Raw genomic sequence first — 20,536 nt, 5'->3', positions numbered from 1 at the left:
GGCCGGGCGGACTGCAAGTCAGGAAGTCTGTCCGCAATTCCCGACGGTGGCCCTATGAACCGTTCCCGCCTTATGTCCTTGTTGCTGATCTATTTGCTGATCCTGATGATGGCGTTTCTGTTGCAGCGCAAGATGATGTACTTCCCGTCCCGCTTTACCGAGGTGCAGCAGGACCAATTAATGAAGGAACTGAACCTGCGATCCTGGCCATCGGTGGGCGAAAGGCGGGCGATCACCTGCCGGATTCCGGTCGAAAATCCGAAGGGTACGGTGCTGGTTTTTCACGGCAATGCCGGCGCGGCGCTGCACCGGGCATATTATATCGAGGCCCTGCAGCGTTTGGGTTATCGGGTTCTGTCGCCGAATATCCGGGATACGGCGCACGGGAGGGCGCGCCTTCCGAAGCGGCATTGATCGAAGACGGCATTGCGACGGCGAAACAGATCCTGCAAGCGTACAAGGAGCCTTTGTTCCTGTGCGGCGAGTCGCTCGGCAGCGGGGTTGCGGCGGGGATAGCCGCATCGCGCCAAGTGCCGATTCGGGGATTGTTGCTGATTACGCCGTTCGATACGATGGCGAATGTTGCGCAGCGTCACTATTGGTTTTTGCTCGCGCGTTGGCTGGTCAGGGATAAATTCGACAATGTCGCGAGATTGCGCGATTTCAACGGCCCCATTGCAGTAGTCCTGGCCGGGCGTGACGAAGTGATTCCGAACCGGAACACGCTCGCCTTGTTCGAGGCGCTGCCCGCGAAGAAAAAACTCTGGCGTTTCGAAAATGCCGGCCACAACAGCCTGCCCTTCGAACCCTGGCGCCCTTGGTGGCAGGACGCGATGCAGTTTATCGCTCAGTGACCGGGCAATTGCCTTAAACTCGCCATGTCGATCACGAAACGGTAGCGCACGTCGCTTTTTAGCGTGCGCTCATATGCCTCGTTGATGTTCTGTATCGGAATCATCTCCACATCGGCCGTAACGCCATGCTCTCCGCAAAAATCCAGCATTTCCTGCGTTTCGCGAATCCCGCCGATCATGGAGCCGGCCAGGCGCCGGCGCCCCGTGACCAGCGGCCAGGCGGCCAATGGGGTAGGGTCGGGCAGGCCGACCAGCACCATGGTGCCGTCGAGGCCGAGCAGGTTCAAGTAAGCATTGTAGTCATGCGTTGCCGAGACCGTATCGAGAATGAAACTGAAACGGCCGGCGTTCCGGGTAAAGGCTTCCGCCTCGCTCGTTACGATGAAATCGTCCGCGCCGAGTTTGAGCGCATCGTCGCGTTTGCCCGGCGAATGGCTCAAAACGGTCACATGTGCGCCGAATGCCTTGCCGAGCTTGACTCCCATATGCCCGAGGCCGCCGAGTCCGACGATGGCGATCTTGTCGCCGGGACGAACACCGAAACGGCGCAGCGGCGAATAGGTGGTAATGCCCGCGCAGAGCAGCGGTGCGGCGCGTTCCGGCGGAATGCCTTCGGGGATGCCGACGACATACGCTTCGTCGATGGTGATTTGCGTCGAATAACCGCCGTAGGTCGGCGTTTGGCCGTCCTGTTCCCGCGAATTGTAAGTAAAGCTCGCGCCGCGCCGGCAATACTGCTCTTCGCCTGCTTCGCAGGCTTCGCATTGCCTGCACGAATCGACAAAACAGCCGATGCCGACCGTATCGCCGATCTTCCAGCGGCTGACCTCACTGCCGGTTTGCGCCACGACCCCGATAATCTCATGACCCGGCACCATCGGAAAAATCGCTCCTCCCCACTCGTCGCGCGCCTGGTGAATGTCGGAATGGCAGACGCCGCAGTACAGAATATCGATCAATACGTCATGCGCGCCGGGTTCTCGGCGATCGATCGTGAACGGAGCCAGGGGGGATGTAGGAGTGGCGGCGGCGTAGGCGGGTGTTTTGATCATGGCAATTTCCTATCAATGGTTTATGCGGATTCTAAAATTCGACAGGTGCAGGGATCGGATATATCCCAGGTTGGGGAAAGTGCGTTTTCTTTATCGCATAGAAGGTGCGCACAGGAACGCCAAAGGCTTCTCGGCAATTTTCGGGATTGGGTTGAGCAAAGTGTAGGGTACGCTGTGCGTACCTTTTGGAGTGCTTCCGGCAAATCGGACACCTGAAAAGGTACGCACAGCGTACCCTACACACGGAATTCAAAACCCGCCGTCAATCCGCGAAATCGTAGACCTTGTAATGGCTGACCAACGGTTTCAAGACTTCCTGAATCACCGTCTGGTGTTCCGGATGCTTCGAATAATTTTCCAGCGCTTCCTTGCTTTCGAACGTGGCGGAAACCGCGACGTCGAAACTGTCGTCGACCGATGGGCTCGGATGTTCGCGCTTGATGCCTGCGACAGGCCCGATGTCGTAACTCACTACGCCCGGCAGTTTCGACAGCCGCTTACTGCCCTCGATATATTTCCGCCGTGCTTCCGGATCGCCATGCTGTTTCAGCCAGATGATCACGAGATGATGCACCTTGCCGTCGATGTCGGTCGACGGCCGCTCGGCATGCGCGGCATTGCCGAGGCCGAGGGCGGCTAAAAGAATGACCAGGCGTTTGAAATGGACTGTTTTCATGAACTAACCTCCTGTAATTAATAAAGAGTGTGAAGGGTTGCAAGTGTACCAGAAATTATACGGTTCTATTGGAATCAGTCGGGGTGAGATTGCCAATAAAACCGGCTATGATAATAACCCGTAAAAGTGATCTTGAGGATATTCGACGGGATGCAAAAATTGCCAGAAATACTGTACCGCGCCGCCCAAGTCAGAGAACTTGACCGGATCGCAATCGAAGAATTCAACATTCCCGGCTGCGCGCTGATGCGCAGGGCAGGCGGAGCCGTATTCGAATGCCTGACCGGAAAATGGCCAACAGTGCGGTCGCTGGCGGTATTTTGCGGCAGCGGCAATAATGCGGGAGACGGTTATGTGGCCGCGCGTCTGGCAAGAGAAGCCGGATTGGACGCACTGGCGGTTTGTGTCGGTGATCCCGAAAAGCTGAAAGGCGATGCGCTGACGGCTTATCGGGATTATGTTCAGGCGGGAGGTTCGGTAAAGACATTTGAAACGGAGCATGCGATCGAGGCCGATCTCGTGGTCGATGCGTTGCTCGGCACGGGCCTGGACCGGTCGGTAACCGGGCTTTACGCGGAGGCGATTGCGGCAATCAACCGGTCCGGTTTGCCTGTCGTGGCGGTCGATATTCCTTCCGGCCTGAATGCGGATACCGGCAATCCGCTGGGCTGCGCCGTGAAGGCAGACTGCACGGCGACTTTTATTGGACTGAAACAGGGCCTCTTTACCGGCCAGGCGGCCGAATACGCGGGTGAGATTGTTTATGACGGGCTGGCGGTGCCGGACGCTGTTTTTGATCGAGTAAACCCCGACGTTTTCCTCGTCGGCCAAAAACCGCTGATGCCGCGCCACCGCTGCGCGCACAAAGGCAATATGGGGCATGTGCTGGTTGTCGGCGGCGACCTGGGTTTTTCGGGCGCGGCGCGGATGGCCGGCGAGGCGGCGTTGCGGGTCGGCGCCGGCCTGGTCAGCATCGCGACGCGGAGCGAGCATGCCGGCTTGATGAATTTGAACCGGCCGGAGCTGATGTGCCGCGGCGTCGAAAGCGAGGCGGATTTGCTCCCATTGCTGGATAAGGCCAATGTCGTGGCGCTGGGGCCGGGGCTAGGGCAGAAAGAGTGGGGCAGAACCCTGTTCGGCGCCGTGCTGCGGTCCGAAAAACCGATGGTAGTCGATGCGGACGGCTTGAATCTGTTGGCTTCCGCTCCGATGGGCAAATCCTGTTGGATATTGACCCCGCATCCCGGCGAAGCCGGGCGCTTGCTGCATAGTTCCGCGCAATCCGTCGAGCGGGACAGGTTCTCTGCGGTGTCGGCGATCCGGGCGGCTTATGGCGGCATCGCGGTATTGAAAGGCGCGGGCACCCTGATTGCGAGCGACTCGCGGATCGCGGTGTCGACGACCGGCAATCCGGGTATGGCCTCGGGCGGAATGGGGGATGTACTGTCCGGCGTGATCGCGGGATTGATCGCGCAGGGCCTTGATGTGCAGGAAGCGGCGGAGCAAGGCGTGTTCCTGCACGGACGCGCCGCCGATCTGGCGGCCGCGAGAGACGGCGAACGCGGCTTATTGGCGACCGATTTATTGCCTTTTTTGAAACAGTTGGTGAATTGATGCAGCGTTATTTGCAATCGGCGGAAGCCACCGAACAGTTCGGCGCGGCGTTATGGCGCCTGTTGCCGCCGAAATGCCTGGTGTTTCTGCACGGCGACCTGGGGGCGGGAAAGACGACGCTGGTGCGCGGCTTTCTGCAGGCGGCGGGTCATGCCGGCGCGGTAAAGAGCCCGACTTACACGCTGGTCGAAGAGTACCGGATCGGCGATCGGAAAATCTATCATTTCGATTTATACCGCCTGGCCGATCCGGAGGAACTGGAATGGATCGGGATTCGCGATTACCTGGACGAGGAATCCGTCTGCATCGTCGAGTGGCCCGAGATGGGAGAGGGTATGCTGCCTGCGGCAGATGTATCGATCCGTTTGAGTGTGCAGGATGCGGACAGGTTAATCGATATGGAAGTTTTTTCGGACGAGTTAAAGCTTCTTTGTACCCGTCTATAATGCCGGACCGCCCTATCAAATCAACAATGCGATTGGCAGAGAGGCTTTTTAGTCCGCAACGGCGATCAAATCCGTAAAAGTTCGGATGCTTCTACTGGGTTTTGCTATTATTAAGCCGATATCGTCTTTATTTAGGCAATGGGATCAACGTGTTTCGAGCAGAAAGAATTTACAGCCAGAGTAATCCTAAAACGGGAACGACGGAATGGTTTTTTTCCGCGCGGGAAGGCAATTTCGGACCTTTTGACAGTAAAGAAAGAGCGACCAAAGAGCTTCGAGCCTTTGTTGGTCTTTGTATCAAAAACGGCGACGACGGCGGACGCGGCAAAAAGTCTACGAAATTAAGTCTTGAGCCGGTGCGCGACTTTGTTTTCAAGCGACGGGAGTAAAAAAGAATTTATCGTGGCGGTTCGTTTTGTCAATACGTTTTTTCGTTTCGGCGATTGCCTAATTGCCACAGGAATAATTCAGCGGGTAACAGTCTTCGACGCCATCTTATCCGATAGTCAATAAGTTCTTCATCAGCAGTTCTTCAAAATCTTTCGAGGAAAGCGGTTTTGAGTAGAGGTAGTCCTGTACAAAATCGCATTCCGCCGCAACGAGCAGGTCGCGTTGCTCTTTGGTTTCCACTCCCTCTGCTATGACTTTTAACCCCAGTTTATGGGCCATTACAATGATGGCTTCCGAAATGGCCATTTCCGACGAGCCGTTTCGAAGATTTCTGATAACGGAGATCTACGATGGGTTGATAGAACAGCAAAACTGCTTTTTGTCCAGCGCACGCCGCAGGTCGGATGGCAGCTTAAGCCTTGCCTGCGCCTTTTCCTGCATTTCGTTGGTAAAGTAACTGAAGCGATTGCGTCCCCCATTCTTGGGGACATACATGGCTTGATCGGCGTTTTTGAGCACTTCGTCCGAAGTTTTCGCATCGTTGGGGTACAACGTTATGCCGATGCTTCCCTAATCTCATCAACAACTACAATCTTCGTATTATACCTGATAAGGAGTCGCCTTGTGACGACACTATGTAGGAAGCATCGATAATGATGCGTTCGAACAGTTCTTCAAAACCGCCTGAATATAGGGCTGGTTCAGCCTGTAAAGCTCCTCGCCGAGGACTTCGCGAATATGCTTGCCCCGCAATTGTTCCGGAGGAATCCCAAACCCTTCCTGGTAGGCCTGATTGCCGAATGTATTGGTCAGATCGCGGTTTCAGTACCCAATGATGGCCGGCATGTGATTAAGCACCGATTGAAGAATCATTTGTCCCTCTAAAAGTGGCGATGTGCATCCCGATCGGGGCATTTTCCGGGACTTACTGAATAACGATCGAGCTTTGCTTCCGCTAAATTTCGCAAGTATTAATTTCCAGACGATAACCGATACCACTATGTCGTTCAGAGTAAAAATACTTAAACCTATCCAGTCCAGCGAATCATTGACAAATTGTTGTTCATCAAGCTAACGCCATAAAATGACGAACAGGCCGGACAGCAGGGCGGCTAAAAGCCCTCTCCGCAATCCGCTGATTAAAACTGCGGGAAAAAAAGTAACATAAGTAAGGCGTGTAACCCCAGGTCACTTGACAGTTTCGTACGCAAAAATGCAGAGAATGCCACTAACAGGAATGAAATGACGAGCGACGAAACCCCAGGAAACTTAATTTGATTCTTTAACACTAACCGCACGCTTACAGGGGTTTCTTTAAATACCAAGGGGAAAAACATTCATTTATCGGACAACTTATCGATATGAAACACGTTGAAAACCGTCAAATTAAAATTCATGCGGTTAAGGAAGCTCCAACAAAAAATAAACCGGGATTCTCTCATTCAATAACGGCAAAAAATAATTATCGAATGAACAGGATGCTGTGTTTTCCGGAAGCGTCGCTCCGGTTCTGTGTTGGAAGGGCTTTATCCTCGAACTGAATTGCCAACCGGGGCCGTCAATCACAGGGAGCTAAACCGCTGCTATAATATAATTCTAAGTATACGCATTTTTCTTACAATGCGTAGGGTTTTGATGTGCGATAATTGGCTTGTTACAGACGATTTTTGCGGTTCCAAAGAATTGGAGAACAATCAAGCGGCTATTCTTTATGTTGGTCTTTTATAACCCATAAAACAATTGTTCACCCCGAATCTGTAAAAGATTTACGGTGAGCCTGGCAGTCAAGACGCTGATGCGGTTCTGATTGCCGAAAAAATTTCAGCAGCTGTGTTATCTGGCGTTACCAATAAGGGTTTAAAAAACTTTTCGTCAGCTCTAGTTCAAGCAGGCTTGAATCAGCGGAGTTATTGAAAAATGAAATGTTAATACGGATTTCGAATCGGGTACGGTAGGCATTTTATCAACGGCAGAAAGAGGACTAAATGAAGTTCTTCACAAGATCGGCAGACAAAAATAGTGACGTCGGAACGGATAAATGGAAAAACAAATATCTGGATCTGCTGGATGCGCATGAACGACTGGAAAAAGCTTATAAAGAAGAACATGAAACACTAATCAAAATTATCATTCGCCTTTCCATTGTGAGTTCCGAAGTTGACGCCCAACTCGAACCCTACCTGCAGCGTATCCGCGATCATTTAAAGAACGGCATAGACAATCGTCAACTTAAGGAGGATCTTGAAAGCCTTACAAAAATTATCTATCAGCTTAAAGATTTGTCCTCGAAAGGATCGATAAAGGCTGCTGATACGAACCTTTTGTTCGAGTTTTTATTGCAGCGTTATACCTCGAGCAGGCAGCAAAAAGAATTAACTCAACTGAAAGAAAGCGGTCAGCCTTTAGCGGAGCCTCGGCGATTATTTGCGGCTATTGCCAGGATTATCGAGAGCGATCCAGTGGATGCAGGAATTTCCCGGCAACACGGTGAAAATGAGTCTTCAGTTCGGCATTCTATCGATACTTCTTTTGTCAGTGCGCAATTACTGAAACTCCTGGAAAAAATAAAGGTTCCGGAAGCATTCGAACAAAAGGTGCAAAACGTAAAACAACAATTAAACGCTGGGGCAACATCTCATTCGCTCGAATCGATACTGGATAGCATTATTTCGCTTTTGATCGAAATCAATACCGACAATCAACCGAAGAAAGAGGAGATCGATAAATTCCTGGCGCAAATAACCGAACAACTTGCGGCGCTGAGTTCGGCTATTACCGATTCTAATAAGACATTCAAGAATGTGGGTTTAAATAGAAGCAAATTCGACCAGTCGGTTTCCGAGCAAATGAGCGATCTGCAATACCGATCACTGCAGGCGACTCAGCTGGAGTCTTTACAAAAAGCCATTTCTTCCCATATCGATAAAATTACCCGGGAAATTCAGGAAAATAAAAAAAAGGAAGCGATCGAACTCGAAAAGTTTCAACTTCACATGGAAAGGCTGAATCAAAAAATCCAAGCGATGGAAATGGAAACCGGTGAACTCAAATCCAAGCTAGTCGTTGCTAATTCACGAGCGTTTAGCGATGCTTTAACAGGGCTGCCGAATCGTTTAGCTTATGACAATCGTTTAAAGTACGAAATAGCCCATTGGCAACGTTATCACACGCCGCTGTGTCTGCTGATATGGGATATCGATTTTTTCAAAAAAATCAATGACAATTTCGGGCATCAATTAGGGGATGCCGTGTTGAAGCATGTGGGCCGGCTGTTTTCGGAAAATATCCGTAAAACGGATTTTGTGGCCCGGCTTGGAGGAGAAGAATTTGTCGTGTTGATGCCGAATACCAGGCAACTCTCGGCTTTTCAAAAGGCAGAAAATTTACGCGATATTATCGAAAAACATCAGCTGAATCTAAACGGTACGGTCCATTGCATTACCGTTTCTTGCGGAATTGCCCAGTTGATGAAAGGCGATACTTATGAACTGATTTTTGAGCGGGCTGATCGGGCCTTGTATCAAGCGAAAAAACGCGGGCGAAACCGTTGCTGTATGGGCTAGAGCATTTTCATATCGCGTGTAGGGAAGTCCTCACCTTCTGAAAGGTGCCATGCCGTTAAGTCCAGGCAGGGATTGCCGAGATCCAGATGACAGGGAGGTATGAAAGCCAACCCTCCTGGGTTTCTGGATTCGGCAACCGCTCCATGCGTTGCTACCGATGCCAGCGCTTCTTCAGGGTCCAGTTGTTTTAGAAGGACAACTCGCATTTCCTTCCTTGGCTATCGGGGGGAAATCCTTAAATTCTATATATTTGTTGTTAAGTGCTTATCGGTTAAAGTTTTATTTGGGGGCTTGGCTTGGGCTTGGCGGCGGCGTTTGCGGCCGGGGCGGAAAGCGGTTGGGTGACGGTGGCGAAATACAACGGCGCCATCCAGTGCGAGAGCGCAGGCATCGGCCTCAGGGCCATGAAAATGGAACTGGCGCAGGCGAAAACCCCGGTCGGACAGACGCTGCGGTACTGACGGACAGTTTTACACGGCGGTCTGCGGCGCCGAAACCGGCCGCCCGAATTCGTACGACATCCTGGCCAAAAACCTGAGCGATACGGCCGGCCGGGGCTTCCAGTCTCTCGACGGGTGGCCGGATGCGCAGGAAGCACCGTACGAGCGCGAGGTGCCGTTCGAAGGCAAGGCGGCCGAAATCCATATTGGCGGCATCGGGCCCGCCATGGACGAAGGGGGCTTTCCGCAGGGTGAGAAAAACGATCGGTAAGGCGGTTGCTGACGATGTGATTTTCCTGTTCGTCGTCTTCGGCTACGCCATCGAGGGCGGGTTTTCGGTTTGTGTGGAAGAAAGCGATTTCGCTCCACCCAACGCCTTCCGGGATTTCATCAGGAAACTGCGCACGATCCAGGCCGATCCGAATACCACGGCTTATTCGGTCACGGCGGTCGAAAATTGCACGGCGGATTTGCCCGAGTAATTGCTTTGCCGACTAGAGCATTTTTGCTTTGGGTATATGGCCTTCGTAAGGAAAGCACGTCATTCAGGGATTACCGGACGACTGCCCCGTAGGGTACGCCGTGCGTACCCTCCATGTCGAAAGGTACGCACAGCGTACCCTACGGGGCTGGACTTAACGGCTGGGCACCTTTCAGAAGGTGAGGACCGCTCTGCACGCGATATGAAAATGCGCTAGCCGGCGGCGGCTTGCTTGCCGCCGGCTCTCTTTCCATCCTGGGTGGATGGCTTATTGACGAATCCGCTTGGCGCATCTTCCAGAATTGCGAATATCCCGGATTTCCGTTGCAGAGTCGTCCGCTTTCCTTGCGCTCCTTTGACAGCAGGCGTTTGCCGTGTCATTAATTATCGTTATTTACGGATACGCGCATCGAGAACGGCGATATGGGCTCTGCTTGCGGCGGCCGGCGTGCTGTTTTTGCGGGTATTCAACATGTTTGGAATATAAGGGTGATGAAAATCAGAGTCTTGCTGGTCGATGACCATGCGGTGGTGCGCGCCGGTTTTCGGCTGCTCTTGGCGTCGGTCGAGGCGATCGAAGTCGTGGCCGAAGCGTCGCGTTGCGAGGAAGCCTGCAAACTGTACGACGACTTTCGGCCGGATGTCGTGGTGATGGATTTATCGATGCCGGGGATCGGGGGGCTGGAAGGCATCCGCCGGATTACCGCGCGCGATCCCGAAGCGAAGATTCTGGTGTTCAGCATCCATGACGAGAAAGTCTATGTCGAGCGGGCGCTCGCGGCGGGCGCGAAAGGCTATATTACGAAGAGCAGCGCGCCGGAAATGCTGATTACGGCCGTGCAGGCCATTGCCGGCGGCGAAGATTATATCGAAGCCGGATTGAAAGCCTCGGATGCGTTCCGGGCCGGACAGCCGGATTATCAGGCATTGCTGGCGGCGCTTTCACCGAAGGAGTTCGACGTGTTCCGCCTGCTCGCCAAGGGACTGACCACGCACGAAGCGGCCGACGAGCTGTGCCTGGGCGTCAAGACCGTGGCGAATTACAGCACGCAGATCAAAGCCAAGCTGAAAGTCAATACGGTTGCCGAACTGGCGCGGCTGGCGATCGATTTGAAAATCCTCTGAATCAAGGGTTCGGGAAATTTTCCTTTTTGTGGCTGACGGATGGTAGCGGAAAAATGATTTGGCTAAGATGGCCGGCATTTTATCCAGGGAAGAAACATGAACCGACTCGTCTCTATCTCCTTATGTTATCTGGCCGTGTTGTCGTCTGTACTGGCCGAGGAGGAACAGTCACAAGATCTCGACGTGGTCGAAGTGATCGATGTGGCGCCGCTGTCCGGCAGCGGCATCGACGCCAAGAAAGTAGCGGCGAACATCCAGACCGCAAATGCCGAACAGATGGAAAAGGCCCAAAGCATTTCCCTGGCCGAGTACATGAACCGTCACCTCGGCAGCGTGCATGTGAACGAGGCGCAAAATAATCCCCTGCAGCCCGATATTTATTACCGCGGCTTCGTCGCTTCGCCATTGCTGGGGTTGCCGCAGGGCCTGTCGACCTACGTGAACGGGGTCCGCTTCAACGAACCGTTCGGCGATACGGTCAACTGGGACCTGATTCCGCGCGGCGCGATCGACACAATGGACCTGTATCCGGGCTCCAATCCGCTGTATGGATTGAACAGCCTGGGCGGGGCGATTTCGCTGAAAACCAAGACCGGTTTTACCGCGCCGAAACACCAGTTCGAGGCGTACGGCGGTTCCTGGGACCGGCATTCGGAAGAGTTGACCAGCGGCTGGAACAACGGCACCTTCGGCTATTTCATCGACCTGCACCATTTCGACGAACAGGGCTGGCGCAATTTTTCGCCGACCGAGGCCAATCAGGTTTTCGGTACGCTGAGCTGGCGTAATGACCGGGCCAATCTCGATTTGACCCTGGGCGCGAACGACAACGACATGCGCGGCAACGGCGCGGTGCCGGTTCAACTGCAGCAGATCGACCGGAACGCGGTGTTCACCCATCCCGACCAGACCATTACCCGGATGTTTTTCTCCGAACTGGCCGGCAGCTATGCTTTGACCGACAAGATCGAGCTGAGCGCCAACGCCTATTACCGGCAGAACCGGATCCGAACCTTCAACGGCGATGACAGCGACTTTGACGAATGCGCGTTCGATGATGCGTTTTTGTGCAACGGGGACGGCCAAATCGCCCAAGATGTTTTGGGCAATCAAATTGCGGCCAGCGATAGTGTAGAGGGTGCGACTCAGAATACCAGCGAGACCTACAACCGTAGTCGCGGCGGCACTCTGCAGGCGATGTTCGACCACGATTGGTTCGGGCATAAAAACAATCTGCTCGTAGGCGGCAGCTACGATTACGCGGACGTGCACTTCGGTTCGGATACCGAGCTGGCGCAACTGACGCCCGATCGGGGCACGATCGGCAGCGGCATATTGGTGGAAGAAGCCAGGGTGCGCCTGAATACGGTCACCGAAACCTACGGCTTTTATCTGAGCGACAGTTTTTCGATCACCGACAAACTGACCGCGACGCTGGCGGGCCGCTATAACCATGTCAGCATCACGATGAAGAATCAATACATCGGCGCGGATGGCGAGGACAAGCTGAGCGGCAAGCATAGCTACGAGCGTTTCAATCCGTCCGCCGGCCTGACTTATCAGATTTTCGATCATCTGGGCGTGTACGGCAGCTACGGTGAATCGTCCCGGGTGCCGACGCCAATGGAGCTCAGCTGCGCCGATCCGAACGATCCGTGCCGCTTGCCGAATGCGTTCGTGTCCGATCCGCCGCTCGACCAAGTGGTCGCGAAGACGTGGGAAGGCGGTTTCCGCGGCGATTTCAACAAGCTGATCGGCAAGGGAGATACCCAATGGAACCTCGGCTATTTCAATACGACGAATCATGACGACATCATTTTCCATCGCAGCGGCGGCAGCATCAGCCAGGGGTTTTTCAGCAATGTGGGGCAGACCCGCCGCTACGGCGTCGAAGCGGGCGTGAATTCGTTTATTCCGGCTTTGTTTAGCTCGATCGATGACTGGAGTTTTGCGGCGAACTATACCTACCTGAATGCGCGTTACCTGGACAGCTTCATCATTCAGAATCCGCTGAACAACGACGTGGCGGCGCAGGTCCGGCGCGGCGACAAGATACCGGGCATACCGGAGCATATTTTCAAAGCATCGGTCGGCGTCGAGCTCTGGCGGCGCCTGTCGCTAGCCATCGACGGCCTGTACAGCAGCGACCAGTTTTTCCGTGGCGACGAGGCCAATCTGACAGGCCAACTGCAGGGCTACTGGCTATTCAACGCACGGGCCGAATACAAGTTCAACAAGCACTTCGCGTTGTTCGGCAAGCTCGACAACATTTTCGACAACCACTACAACTCGTTCGGGACTTTCGGGCAGGCGGACGAAGTGCTGGGCGATGCGTTCAACAATCCCCGCTTCGTATCGCCGGGCGCGCCCAGGGCAGGGTGGGTCGGTGTGCGGATCACTTTTTAAAGTGACAAAAATAACGCAGCATTCTTTGGGGAATGCTGCGTAAAGTCATTCATCCTAGCGCAAGCTTACCGGAAAGACCGGAGAACCTGCCGGATAGACCGTTTCGGATCGGCTACCTTTGTATACTTGGCGGAATGCGTGGTAAATTACGCCGATTTGAAATGTCTCCTTTTATCCTTCCTGCTTGGCCTTTTGCATACGGCGGCCCTTCGGGCTGGGGCACCATCCGTGCTTTTCCCGAAGACTTCATCGTCCAAGAAGTGCTGGCGTTCGAGCCGTCCGGAACGGGCGAGCATGCTTTCCTGCAGATTCGCAAGATCGGCGAGAATACCGACTATGTGGCACGGCAACTGGCCCGTTTTGCGGATGTCAGGCAGCGCGACATCGGCTTTGCGGGGCTCAAGGACCGCCACGCGGTCACCACCCAATGGTTCAGCGTCTGGCTGCCGGGCAAAGCCGATCCGGACTGGGCCGCGTTCGCCTCGGCTTCGATTGAAGTGCTGCAGGCGACCCGCCATGCACGCAAATTGCAGCGCGGCGCTTTATCCTGCAACCGTTTCGGTTTGACCGTCAGGGAGTGGCGGGGCGATCGGGATAAAGCCGAAGCGCAGCTGGATGCGCTCCAGGTTTCGGGTATCCCCAACTATTTCGGCGAGCAGCGTTTCGGACATCGGGGGCGCAATGTCGAACAGGCGCTGGCCCTGTTCCAGGGGAAGAAGGCCGGCCGCGAGCAGCGCAGCCTTTATTTGTCGGCGGCGCGTTCGTTCCTGTTCAATCAGGTGCTGGCGGGCCGCGTCGAGCAACGGACCTGGAATCGCCCGCTGCCGGGCGAAATCTGCATGCTGGACAAGTCGCACAGCCGTTTCAAAGCCGATACCCTGGATCAGGCGATAGCGGGACGCGTCGAGGCGGGAGAAATTCATCCGACCGGCGTCCTTTGGGGGCGAGGCGACAGCGGGGTCACGGAGGCGGTAGCGGCGCTCGAAGCCGAAGTGATCGGGCGCTTTCCCGAACTGGCGGAGGGGCTCCAGGACAGCGGCGTCGAAATCGAACGGCGGGCGCTGCGGGTCAACGTGCCGGATTTGGCATGGGAGTTCTTGGATGACCGGCTGCAGTTACGCTTTTCGCTGCCCGCCGGCAGTTATGCGACGGCGCTGCTGCGCGAGGTGATCGATTGGAATGATTGAGCCGTTGCATCGGTAAGCCGTTCTTCCTTTTATATTTTCTCACCTCTGTTTACATGGTTTTACGACGGGAGCGTAGCGGTGGGAAATTCCGTAGGGTACGCTGTGCGTACCATTTCACCCCCGATGGTACGCACAGCGTACCCTACAATGGAATATAGAATGTTTGGTGCGCTTCACTGCGTTCAGCACACCCTACGGGATCTCTCTTAAAATAGCAGCTCGTCTCTTTTGGCGAATTTTTCGGACAACCTGAGCAGGACCAGCACTGCGCCCGCTCCGCCATCCCGTGGTTTCGCCGAACAGAAGGCCAGCACATCCCGGTGCTGGCGCAGCCAGAGATTCAGGCTGTTTTTCAGAACCGGCAGATTGTCGGGCGAACGGTAGCCCTTGCCGTGAATGATCAGTACGCAACGGCAGCCATCGATCACCGCGCGTTGCAGGAATATCAAGAGCTGACGCTTCGCTTCCTCGCTGGTCAGGCCGTGCAGGTCGATTTCGGCGTCCAGCCCGAACTGGCCCTTGCGCATTTTGGCGGGCACGCTTTTCTGTACTCCCGGCGCAAGATAGCTGAGCCGGTCTTCGATGCTGACCGGATCCAGGTCGTAATCCTGTTGTTCGGCAAGGCGGCTTTCGGCTTCGGCGGGTCGATGTTTCGGGTACGGCTTCGGTTTTTCGCCGCTATCCAGCCGTACTTTGTCGTCCTTGATCGCACGCACCTGGCCGATGGCGAGATGGAACAGTCCGCTGTCTTCGGAATCGGGGATTTTTTTTGTCACGAAAGCTGATTTTATGGGGCATTGTTGCTAATATCTCGAGATTTTATAGTGGATTCCGCTTTTGGGCTAACCATAAATGCATATTTTGTTGAGTAACGACGACGGTTATCTGGCCGAAGGACTCGTCGCGCTGGCCGGCGCCTTGCGTCCCTATGCCGATATCTCGGTCGTGGCGCCCGATCGCAATCGCAGCGCGGCCAGCAATTCGCTGACCCTGGAAATGCCGCTCCGCGCGCACGTGGCCGACAACGGCTTCATCAAGGTCGACGGCACGCCGACCGATTGCGTGCACTTGGCCATCACGGGGCTCCTGGAGCCGGAACCGGACATGGTGTTCGCGGGAATCAACCACGGCGCGAATCTGGGCGACGATGTCCTGTATTCGGGCACGGTCGCCGCAGCCACCGAAGGGCGCTTTCTGGGCTTGCCGGCGGTGGCGATTTCGCTGGCCTGCAACGAAGAGCCGCAGCATTTCGAAACGGCGGCCGAGGTGGCGGTGGTGCTGTTGAAGCGCCTCGTCGACAGGCCGTTGCCGCGCGATACTCTGCTGAACGTGAACGTGCCGGACGTCGCGCCCGAAGATATTCAGGGCTACCGGGCGACCCGGCTGGGCCAGCGCCACAAGTCGGAACCGGTCATTAAACAGCGGGATCCGCGCGGACGGTCGATTTATTGGATAGGCCCGCCCGGCGCGGAGCAGGACGCGGGGCCGGGGACCGATTTTCACGCCGTCAGCATGGGATTTGTCTCGATCACGCCGCTGCAATTGGATTTGACTTGGTACGATAGAATCAATATGGTCAGAAACTGGCTTTCCGGGGAGGTTTGCGCATGAATTCCACCTTGCTAGGCATCGGCATGACTTCGCGGCGGACCCGTGAACGGATGGCCAAGCGCCTGCTCGAACAGGGCATCCGCAACAATAAAGTGCTGGATGTGATGAGCCGGACGCCGCGGCATATTTTTGTGGACGAAGCGTTGTCGAGCCGAGCTTATGAGGATACGGCGCTGCCGATCGGTTTCAACCAGACCATTTCGCAGCCTTATACCGTCGCCAAGATGACCGAATTGCTGCTCGAATTCGGGCGTCCCGGCAAGGTGCTGGAAATCGGGACCGGCTGCGGCTACCAGACCGCGATTCTGGCGCAGCTGGTCGATCATGTGTACACGGTCGAACGGATTCTGCCGCTGCATAAGAAGGCCAAGGACCACTTATGGAGCCTGAGGCTGAAAAATATCAGCTATCTGCACAGCGACGGCGGCTGGGGCTGGCCGGAGCACGCGCCGTATGACGGGATTCTGGTGGCGGCGGCGCCTTCCGAAATTCCCGAAATGCTGCTCGAACAAATGGCGGTCGGCGGCGTGATGATCATCCCGATCGGGCGCGGCGACAGACAGGAACTGCAGCGGGTGTTCAGGACCGAGAACGGCTATGAGATTGAAGAACTGGAACCGGTGACCTTCGTGCCGTTTCTGGCCGGCCGGGAGTGAAACCGGTTTTGCGCTTCGTCGTGGCGCCGCTTTATTTGTTACCCATGTTTTGGCGCAAACAGGATGACTGCCATGCCGCATAAGGCTATCAATGAACCAGTCAGGTCCCACACCGAAGGTTTGATTCCATCGACCACCCATAACCACATGACCGCGACAAAAATATAGATGCCGCCGTAGGCGGCATATACCCGGCCGGCCGCAGTCGGGTGCAACGACAGCAGCCAGGCAAACAGGGCGAGGCTGATCGCTGCCGGAACCAGCAACCACGGCGACTTGTTTTCCTTGAGCCAGAGATAAGGCAAATAGCAACCCAGGATCTCGGACAGGGCGGTGACAAAAAACAGGGCGACAGTCTTGATCTCAAACATATCGATGCTCAAACCGGTTTGGGTAAGGATGCGGTCGCTTTTTACCGTTCGATTAAGAATTTGACCAGCTTGACCGCGTTCTGGTCGCTTTGAATGATTTCCAGCGGATAGCCGTGCAATTTGATGCTGGTACCTTCTTCGGGGATTGTTTCCATGAATTCGATGATTAGGCCGTTCAACGTTTTAGGGCCTTCGGTCGGCAGTTCCCATTGCATCAGCCGGTTCAGTTCCCGGATCGTGATGCCGGCATCGACCAGATAGCTGCCGTCGGCCTGTTTCTTGACGGTCATTTCGTCGGTGACCAGTTCGCCGACGATTTCCTGCAGCAAGTCGTCGAGGGTTACAAGCCCCTGCACGTCGCCGTACTCGTCGACCACCAGGCCGATTCGTAGCTTTTCCATCTTAAGGAAACTCTGATTAAGTAGCTTTTATCGCTAGAACCGGTCAATCGGCGTGGGCGGCTGGCCGAAAAATCGTCCGATTTTCGACGAGAAGCGGCCTATGAGAGGCCGTTTTCGTCCTTCGCCCCCGGGGTTTCCAGGACGCAGGACGGACGTCTCCTCTAGGCCGGCATCAACGCCTGCCGGATGTGGTAAAGATTACCGAGGGCAAACAGCAAGTAGAGTTGCTGCGCGTTCTTGAAAAGTCCCCGGTAGCGCACTTTGGTATAACCGAATTGGCGCTTGACGATCCGGAACGGGTGTTCGACCGCGGACCGCAGCGAAGCCAACATGCGGTTGCAAAGGGCTTGCTCCGCCGGCAACTCTTCGCCCTTCCGGCGCTTGAACGGAAAAGCCCAGACTGGCTCGCCTTCCTGACGTTCCGCCGCCAGATTGCGATCCTTGCGCGTATAGGCCCGGTCGCCCAGCACGACCTGTTCATCGCCGTGCAGCAACGCATCGGTCATCACCCCGTCCGCCACTTTCGCAGTAGTGATCTCGACGGTGTGCACCAGCCCCGATGCGGCATCGACCCCAATGTGCGCTTTCATGCCAAAGTGATAGTTGTTGCCTTTCTTGGTGGAACTCATCTCGCCATCCCGTTTGCGATCGCGGTTCTTGGTCGAGGGCGGGGCGGCAATCAAGGTGGCATCCACGATCGTCCCTTGCCGCAGCAACAAGCCTTTGTCGGCTAACAATGCCGCCGTTTCATCGAACAGCGTTTGTGCCAACTGATGGCGTTCCAACAGGCGCCGAAACTTGAGGATCGTCGTCTCATCCGGCATCGCCTCTTCACCGGCATCGAGCCCGGCAAATTCGCGCAACAAGGGCATGTCGTGCAAGGCCTCCTCCATCGCCGGATCAGAATAGCCGAACCACTGCTGCATCAGGTGGATACGCAACATCGTCGCCAAAGCAAAGGGACGCCGGCCTCGGCCCGCCATCGGATAGTGCGGCGCAATCCGACGCGTCCACAACGCCCACGGTACCACCTGTTCCATCTCCTGGAGGAATTGTTGGCGTCGGGTCTGCTTCGGCTTCTTCACGAACAGCGGGGCACTGAGTCCGAGTTGTTTCATCTGCGGCGTCCTCTCGATAAGGGTGGCTGCGGATATTTTATCGCAGCAACAGAACTTATTCAGAGTTTCCTTAAAGTGCTGAATCTGGTTGTGGATCGGCGTGCTGTCCGGAATGAAGGCCGGTTTGATCAACGCATTCATCAGCATCTGTTTGTCGAAATTCTCCTGATTGATTTTTACCAGCACATTGCGCAGGTGTAAGAATCCGACGACCCGGTCGATGCTTTTCTTATATACCGGCAAGCGCGTATGCGGGCTGTTCCTGATCTGGTTGACGATGTCTTCGATCGGCAGCTCCAGGTCGATTCCGTAGATTTCGTTGCGCGGCGTCATGATGTCTTCGACCGTCGCCGATTCGAGATCGAGAATGCCCAGCAGCATTTTCTGGTAGCGCGAGGGAATCAGGCTTTCCGCTTCGGTGACGATGCTGCGCAGTTCTTCCTTGTTCAGGGTTTCGTGGCTGTTCTTGCTGACCTGGACGCCGACCATCCGAAGCAGCAGGTTCGCGGTCAGGTTGATGCTCAATACCAGCGGGTAAGCGGCTTTCAGGAGCGGGACGTAGATCCAGGCGGCCGGAAACGCCAGCGCTTCGGGCTTTACCGCGGCCAGGGTTTTCGGCGTCACTTCGGAAAAGATCAACACCACGATCGTCAGCAGAATCGCCGCAATCGTAATGACCGATTCGTCTTCGCCATAGAGCCGGATCGCAATCACCGTGGCGATCGAGGAGGCGGCGATATTCACGAAGACATTCCCGAGCAGGATCAGGCTGATCAAACGGTCGGGGCGCTGCAGCAGTCGGTGGGCCTTGGTGGCGCCTTTATGCTTCAATTTGACCAGATGCTTCAGCCGATACCGGTTCAGCATCATCAATGCGGTCTCGGAGCCGGAAAAAAATGAGGATAAGACGAGCATCAGGGCCAGCAAGGCCCAAAGTAAACCGAGAGGTAAGTCGTTCAAGTAAGAGAATCTCTTTTATTTGGAAGTGATTAGTCTCTACGAATTGAGAAATTTTTGTCAAGACATCCTTCAAATAAAGCCGACAAATTTTACAACAGTTTAAAACTGAACTGTTATAGAATATGCGGTCAAGCTTCTTAATTTGAAAGCATTTTTTAACGACGCAAAAAGATCGGGAGTTATTTCATGCGCATTATTCTTTTAGGGAGTCCGGGTCCGGCAAGGAACTCAGGCTCAATTCATCACTCAAAAATACGGCATTCCCCAGATTTCGACGGGCGATATGCTGCGTGCCGCGGTCAGAGCGGGAACGCCTTTGGGGATTGAAGCCAAAAAAGTGATGGATGCGGGCGGCTTGGTGTCGGACGACATCATCCTGGACTGGATCAAGGAGCGCATCGCCCAGGATGACTGCAACACGGGTTTCCTGCTGGACGGGTTTCCGCGCACGATCGCACAGGCCGAAGGTTTGAAGGCAATGGGCCATCGACGTTACCCATGTCGTCGAAATCGCCGTCGACGACGAGGAAATCGTCAAGCGGATGGCCGGCCGCGCGTGCATCCTGCCTCGGGACGCAGCTACCATGTGATTTCAATCCGCCGAAAGTCGATCATGTCGATGACGTGACCGGCGAGCCGCTGATCCAGCGCGACGACGATAAGGAAGAGACGGTCCGCAAGCGTCTCCAGGTTTATCACGAACAGACCAAGCCGCTGGTCGGGTATTATTCCGCCGAGGGTCAAACCGCCAAATTCACCACGATTGCCGGCATCGGCGATGTCGGAGAAATTACCGCCAAACTGTTTGCCGTCCTCGATTGAAGTTCATCGTTATTATTCATTCCGCCGTACCCATCGGCCAACTACACACAAGAGCTATGCCGGGTAAAACTTTATATGACAAAATTGGGAAGATCATGTCGTCCATACCGAGGAAGACGGGTCTTCATTGATTTATATCGACCGCCAGCTGGTGCATGAAGTCACCTCGCCGCAGGCTTTCGAAGGCCTGCGCCTGACCGGCCGCAAGCCGTGGCGCACCGACCGAAACCTGGCGGTCGCCGATCACAACGTGCCGACCACCGACCGCGACAAGGGCATTGCCGATCCGGTTTCCGTTTGCAGGTCGAAACCCTCGAAAAGAACTGCGCCGAATTCGGTATCACCGAGTTCGACATGGCCGAC

Annotated in this window: 22 protein-coding genes and 4 pseudogenes; 15 read left to right on the top strand and 11 right to left on the bottom strand. The window is 55.1% G+C overall.

The genetic code is table 11. The features are described from left to right. Positions 1-54 precede the first annotated feature (54 nt). Together CC94_RS24435 and CC94_RS24430 are read left to right on the top strand one after the other, a co-directional pair. On the top strand, positions 55-414 hold the full coding sequence (locus tag CC94_RS24435) for an alpha/beta fold hydrolase (RefSeq protein ID WP_245619677.1): 360 nt from the start codon (positions 55-57) through the stop codon (positions 412-414). Next, on the top strand, positions 411-854 hold the full coding sequence (locus CC94_RS24430; RefSeq protein ID WP_245549364.1) for an alpha/beta hydrolase: 444 nt from the start codon (positions 411-413) through the stop codon (positions 852-854). The genes CC94_RS24435 and CC94_RS24430 overlap by 4 nt, the downstream gene beginning before the upstream one ends. Here the strand turns inward: CC94_RS24430 and CC94_RS0100110 are convergent. Both CC94_RS0100110 and CC94_RS0100105 read right to left on the bottom strand, forming a co-directional pair. Continuing rightward, positions 848-1,906, bottom strand: a complete 1,059-nt coding sequence (locus CC94_RS0100110) for an NAD(P)-dependent alcohol dehydrogenase (RefSeq protein ID WP_005372952.1) — start codon at positions 1,904-1,906, stop codon at positions 848-850. The two genes, CC94_RS24430 and CC94_RS0100110, sit on opposite strands and share 7 nt — an antisense overlap. 262 nt (positions 1,907-2,168) lie before the next feature. Then, positions 2,169-2,582 carry a Dabb family protein gene (locus CC94_RS0100105; protein WP_005372951.1) on the bottom strand — a complete coding sequence of 138 codons (414 nt, stop codon included), beginning with the start codon at positions 2,580-2,582 and terminating at the stop codon, positions 2,169-2,171. 150 nt (positions 2,583-2,732) lie between these two features. Here CC94_RS0100105 and CC94_RS0100100 point away from each other — a divergent pair, with 150 nt between their 5' ends. The 3 genes from CC94_RS0100100 (at position 2,733) to CC94_RS23470 (ending at position 5,031) form a co-directional block, all read left to right on the top strand. Beyond that, complete coding sequence (locus CC94_RS0100100) at positions 2,733-4,196, top strand: bifunctional ADP-dependent NAD(P)H-hydrate dehydratase/NAD(P)H-hydrate epimerase (protein ID WP_005372943.1); 1,464 nt, start codon at positions 2,733-2,735, stop codon at positions 4,194-4,196. Continuing rightward, positions 4,196-4,642 carry a tRNA (adenosine(37)-N6)-threonylcarbamoyltransferase complex ATPase subunit type 1 TsaE gene (gene tsaE / locus CC94_RS0100095; RefSeq protein WP_005372942.1) on the top strand — a complete coding sequence of 149 codons (447 nt, stop codon included), beginning with the start codon at positions 4,196-4,198 and terminating at the stop codon, positions 4,640-4,642. The genes CC94_RS0100100 and tsaE overlap by 1 nt, the downstream gene beginning before the upstream one ends. Positions 4,643-4,743: 101 nt before the next feature. Continuing rightward, a complete protein-coding gene (locus CC94_RS23470) occupies positions 4,744-5,031 on the top strand; it encodes a DUF6316 family protein (protein ID WP_157203334.1) in 288 nt (95 codons plus the stop codon). A gap of 106 nt (positions 5,032-5,137) precedes the next feature. Here CC94_RS23470 and CC94_RS23465 read toward each other — a convergent pair whose 3' ends face one another. The 3 genes from CC94_RS23465 to CC94_RS25365 form a co-directional block, all read right to left on the bottom strand. After that, positions 5,138-5,338, bottom strand: a complete 201-nt coding sequence (locus CC94_RS23465) for an EAL domain-containing protein (RefSeq protein WP_031429406.1) — start codon at positions 5,336-5,338, stop codon at positions 5,138-5,140. A 39-nt stretch (positions 5,339-5,377) separates the two neighbouring features. After that, the gene (locus tag CC94_RS23460; RefSeq protein ID WP_031429403.1) at positions 5,378-5,584 is read right to left on the bottom strand and encodes a hypothetical protein; all 207 of its coding nucleotides are present in this window, start codon (positions 5,582-5,584) and stop codon (positions 5,378-5,380) included. An 81-nt stretch (positions 5,585-5,665) separates the two neighbouring features. Then, the gene (locus CC94_RS25365; RefSeq protein ID WP_084675269.1) at positions 5,666-5,845 is read right to left on the bottom strand and encodes a PAS domain-containing protein; all 180 of its coding nucleotides are present in this window, start codon (positions 5,843-5,845) and stop codon (positions 5,666-5,668) included. Between the two features lie 1,172 nt (positions 5,846-7,017). Here CC94_RS25365 and CC94_RS0100080 point away from each other — a divergent pair. Then, positions 7,018-8,595 carry a GGDEF domain-containing protein gene (locus tag CC94_RS0100080; RefSeq protein ID WP_005372940.1) on the top strand — a complete coding sequence of 526 codons (1,578 nt, stop codon included), beginning with the start codon at positions 7,018-7,020 and terminating at the stop codon, positions 8,593-8,595. Between the two features lie 302 nt (positions 8,596-8,897). Then, positions 8,898-9,056: a hypothetical protein gene (locus CC94_RS23455; protein WP_157203332.1), complete on the top strand. Its 159-nt coding sequence runs from the start codon at positions 8,898-8,900 to the stop codon at positions 9,054-9,056. Positions 9,057-9,065: 9 nt separating this feature from the next. On the opposite strand, the gene CC94_RS0100070 is transcribed toward CC94_RS23455, so the two are convergent. Beyond that, a complete protein-coding gene (locus CC94_RS0100070) occupies positions 9,066-9,251 on the bottom strand; it encodes a hypothetical protein (RefSeq protein WP_157203331.1) in 186 nt (61 codons plus the stop codon). Between the two features lie 35 nt (positions 9,252-9,286). Between CC94_RS0100070 and CC94_RS0100065 the strand changes: the two genes are divergently transcribed. The 4 genes from CC94_RS0100065 (at position 9,287) to truD (ending at position 14,234) form a co-directional block, all read left to right on the top strand. Continuing rightward, positions 9,287-9,517 carry a hypothetical protein gene (locus CC94_RS0100065; protein WP_031429399.1) on the top strand — a complete coding sequence of 77 codons (231 nt, stop codon included), beginning with the start codon at positions 9,287-9,289 and terminating at the stop codon, positions 9,515-9,517. Between the two features lie 491 nt (positions 9,518-10,008). Then, positions 10,009-10,641, top strand: coding sequence for a response regulator (locus CC94_RS0100060; RefSeq protein ID WP_005372938.1), 633 nt, complete (start codon positions 10,009-10,011; stop codon positions 10,639-10,641). 96 nt (positions 10,642-10,737) lie between these two features. Then, entirely contained in the window at positions 10,738-13,047 is a 2,310-nt protein-coding gene (locus CC94_RS0100055; RefSeq protein WP_005372937.1) for a TonB-dependent receptor, read from the top strand. Positions 13,048-13,208: 161 nt separating this feature from the next. Further along, positions 13,209-14,234 (top strand): tRNA pseudouridine(13) synthase TruD, encoded by a 1,026-nt coding sequence (gene truD / locus CC94_RS0100050; protein WP_005372936.1) that lies wholly within the window; start codon positions 13,209-13,211, stop codon positions 14,232-14,234. Positions 14,235-14,440: 206 nt separating this feature from the next. On the opposite strand, the gene CC94_RS0100045 is transcribed toward truD, so the two are convergent. Further along, a complete protein-coding gene (locus tag CC94_RS0100045; protein WP_005372935.1) occupies positions 14,441-15,010 on the bottom strand; it encodes a Smr/MutS family protein in 570 nt (189 codons plus the stop codon). 76 nt (positions 15,011-15,086) lie between these two features. Between CC94_RS0100045 and surE the strand changes: the two genes are divergently transcribed. Beyond that, on the top strand, positions 15,087-15,845 hold the full coding sequence (surE, locus tag CC94_RS0100040; protein ID WP_005372934.1) for a 5'/3'-nucleotidase SurE: 759 nt from the start codon (positions 15,087-15,089) through the stop codon (positions 15,843-15,845). Further along, on the top strand, positions 15,842-16,501 hold the full coding sequence (locus CC94_RS0100035) for a protein-L-isoaspartate(D-aspartate) O-methyltransferase (protein WP_005372930.1): 660 nt from the start codon (positions 15,842-15,844) through the stop codon (positions 16,499-16,501). The genes surE and CC94_RS0100035 overlap by 4 nt, the downstream gene beginning before the upstream one ends. Positions 16,502-16,539: 38 nt before the next feature. Here the strand turns inward: CC94_RS0100035 and CC94_RS0100030 are convergent, their stop codons facing one another. The 4 genes and pseudogenes from CC94_RS0100030 to CC94_RS0100015 all read right to left on the bottom strand — a co-directional run. Next, positions 16,540-16,872, bottom strand: a complete 333-nt coding sequence (locus CC94_RS0100030) for a YnfA family protein (RefSeq protein WP_005372929.1) — start codon at positions 16,870-16,872, stop codon at positions 16,540-16,542. Positions 16,873-16,913: 41 nt separating this feature from the next. Next, positions 16,914-17,276: pseudogene (locus tag CC94_RS0100025) on the bottom strand (transporter associated domain-containing protein); the annotation flags it as partial. A gap of 158 nt (positions 17,277-17,434) precedes the next feature. Next, positions 17,435-18,391: an IS5 family transposase gene (locus CC94_RS0100020; RefSeq protein WP_031429660.1), complete on the bottom strand. Its 957-nt coding sequence runs from the start codon at positions 18,389-18,391 to the stop codon at positions 17,435-17,437. A gap of 69 nt (positions 18,392-18,460) precedes the next feature. Then, positions 18,461-19,351, bottom strand: a pseudogene (locus tag CC94_RS0100015) (HlyC/CorC family transporter); the annotation flags it as partial. 186 nt (positions 19,352-19,537) lie between these two features. On the opposite strand from CC94_RS0100015, the pseudogene adk reads away from it, so the two are divergent. Together adk and CC94_RS21000 are read left to right on the top strand one after the other, a co-directional pair. Further along, a pseudogene (gene adk / locus CC94_RS21005) lies at positions 19,538-20,173 on the top strand (adenylate kinase). A gap of 56 nt (positions 20,174-20,229) precedes the next feature. Continuing rightward, positions 20,230-20,536: pseudogene (locus tag CC94_RS21000) on the top strand (aconitase family protein); the annotation flags it as partial.

Origin of the sequence: Methylomicrobium agile (assembly GCF_000733855.1) — a bacterium.
Taxonomy (GTDB): domain Bacteria; phylum Pseudomonadota; class Gammaproteobacteria; order Methylococcales; family Methylomonadaceae; genus Methylomicrobium; species Methylomicrobium agile.
The sequence above is the reverse complement of the archived record's forward strand: the minus strand, read 5'-3'. Positions and strand labels throughout refer to the sequence as shown.